The following is a 2598-nucleotide window of genomic DNA, read 5'->3' as shown; positions in this document are numbered from 1 at the left end:
ACACCATACTACATGGTATTTACAGGAATAGACGACATTGTTGTTTGATTTATATGTTGTGTTCATATTTGTATTATACTATGGTTTATTAGTTAATACAATTACTATTTTGTCCATCTTCAATTACTTGCATAAATTCGATGGACGCGTCTTATATCCCCATAGCGGAAGCAAGGAGTTTTACGACGCATTGGATAAAACACTTTCTCGGATGCACGAATATCACGGATTCTCTCCAACAATTCCTTGAAATATCCACCGCCACCTAGATTTTTCAAACGATCATCATCTAAAGCAAAACCTTTTCTCATGTATTCTTTTAAAATCCCAGTTGCCCAAATTCTGAACTGTGTTCCCTGTTTTGATTTTACACGATAGCCAACAGAAATAATAACATCAAGATTGTAATAGTCTACATTGTAAACTTTTCCATCAGAAGCAGTTGTTGCAAATTTTGCAACAACTGAATCCCGCTGTAATTCACCTTCTATAAATATATTTTTAATATGTCTGGAAATGATTGATTTATCTCTCTGAAACAATTCTGCCATCTGATCAATGGACAACCAGACGGTATCACCATCAAAAGTAGTTTCAACTTTCGTCAGACCATCCTCTGTCGTATAAATAATCATATCTGCTTTTTCTTTGTCCATAAATTAATTTTCCTCCAAAATCAGATACATTATCAATGTGAACAATTTAAAAAATAGAAATTCAACACAGCCACTATGACAAAATCATTATTCTGCATCTTTACCATTTATAATACGGTAGTAATCATCCATATCCACGCTGAGTTTTACCGTAGTATCTGGTTTTCGGTTGCTCAAGAGGCACACGGTCTCAACATGAACGCCCTGGCAGAACTGATCCACTGCACAGGCGTGGGTCATCTCATATCCTGCCTCATAAAATGCCGGGAGGTCTCTCACAAGACTTGTAACCTTGCAGGAAATGTATACGATCTGGTCTACACCGTAAGCCAGGATCTTTGGAAGGGCTTTGGGGTGAACGCCATCTCTGGGAGGATCAAGGATGATCATATCCGGTTTCTCCGGCACCTCGTCCAGAACCTTCAGCACGTCTCCGGCAATAAAACGACAGTTATTGATGCCGTTAAGTGCAGCGTTTTCTCTGGCGGCTTTTACCGCGTCTTCCACGATCTCCACGCCGATCACCTCGCTGGCAACGGACGCCGCAAGCTGGGCAATGGTGCCGGTTCCGCTGTAAAGGTCAAACACCACCTTGTCTCTGGTATCTCCTACATATTCCCGCACCTTGGAATACAGGATCTCTGCAGCCAGGGAATTTGGCTGGAAAAAGGAAAAGGTGCTGATCTTAAATTTCAGTCCAAGAAGTTCTTCATAGAAATAATCCTTTCCATAAAGGATCTTCGTCTCGTCGCTCTGTACCACGTCGGATAAAGAATCATTTAAAATGTGCATGATCCCCACGATCTTCCCTTCCAGCGGAAGTGCAAGAAGCTGTTCTTTCAGAGGCTCCAGATCATATTCTTCCTGGGTGGTGGTTACCACATGGACCAGGATCTCACCACTTGTGACGCCTCTTCGAAGAAGAAGATGTCGAAGATACCCCACATGCTGCAGCTTTTTATAGAAGCTGGCATTACGCTCCAGGAAAAACTCCCGCACACAGACCAGGATCTTCGTCATATCCGGATGGACCAGTTTACAATCATCCGTATTCAGGATATCGTAAGTGCTTCCCTTCTTGTGAAGTCCAAGGGACAGCGGCCCATCCTTATACTCATCCCCAAAGGAAAACTCCATCTTATTGCGGTACCCGAACTCAATAGGACTGCCGTAGATCCCATCCCAGTGATATAAACGATCTGCAGCCTCAGCTTCTTCTGTCCCATCACCGTTCTTCCCGATCTTAGCCAGGCTCTCTCTTACTGCCCCATCCAGAAGTTCCCTCACCTGATGTTCCTTCATATCCTTCTGTGCCTCATAGCTCATGGTCTGGTACATGCAGCCGCCGCATGCCGGAAACTCCTGACAAGCAGGTTCTCTTGTTTCCAGCGGAGATTTCTCCAGGACCTCCAGAAGACGTCCTTCCGCCCGGCCGGAACGTTTTTTATTGATCATAAACCGGACTTTCTGTCCCGGGATTCCGTTTTTTACAATTACTTTCTGGTCATCAACCCAAACAAAACCTTTGTTTGGAAATTCCACTTTTTCTATAATACCTTCGTAAATTTCACCTTTTTTCATAAATCCTCTTTCTGTTTTATAACCAGCAGACAATAGTTCGAACATTCAGGATCCTCTTTACTGTCTGCTCATGAACGCCAGCGTTTCACGGTCCGTCTTCAAAAATCAAGCCCCGGTATCGCGCCGGGGCTTCAATTATCCGCTTCTCATATTCATACATAACAGACAGCCATTCTGATCTGCTCAAAACAGCCTCTGCAGTGAAAGTTCTTACTCTTCCTCATCCTCGAAATAATCATCGAAGTCATCATCAAAATCTTCTTCAAAATCTTCCAGATAATCCGGAGCGAAGAAACGGTATACTGCAAACGCAATACCGGCAACAGCTGCAACAGCACCGATGATCGCCAGTACCCAAAGG

The 2598-nt window shown here is 43.5% G+C and carries 1 protein-coding gene and 1 pseudogene; both read right to left on the bottom strand.

The window, feature by feature from the left end:
- Positions 1-194: 194 nt before the first annotated feature.
- A pseudogene (locus tag AB5026_RS18850) lies at positions 195-656 on the bottom strand (virulence RhuM family protein); the annotation flags it as partial.
- 87 nt (positions 657-743) lie between these two features.
- Positions 744-2237 carry a 23S rRNA (uracil(1939)-C(5))-methyltransferase RlmD gene (rlmD, locus tag AB5026_RS18845; protein WP_173739723.1) on the bottom strand — a complete coding sequence of 498 codons (1494 nt, stop codon included), beginning with the start codon at positions 2235-2237 and terminating at the stop codon, positions 744-746.
- Positions 2238-2598: the final 361 nt, after the last annotated feature.

It is taken from the genome of Blautia sp. RTP21359st1_E11_RTP21359_211015, assembly GCF_040910705.1.
Lineage (GTDB): Bacteria > Bacillota > Clostridia > Lachnospirales > Lachnospiraceae > Blautia_A > Blautia_A fusiformis.
This window is presented reverse-complemented; position numbering and strand designations above follow the sequence as displayed.

What these genes read in the sequence shown, in the direction of transcription:
- rlmD (WP_173739723.1), bottom strand. Translation starts at nt 2,237, where the DNA reads ATGAAAAAAGGTGAAATTTACGAAGGTATTATAGAAAAAGTGGAATTT.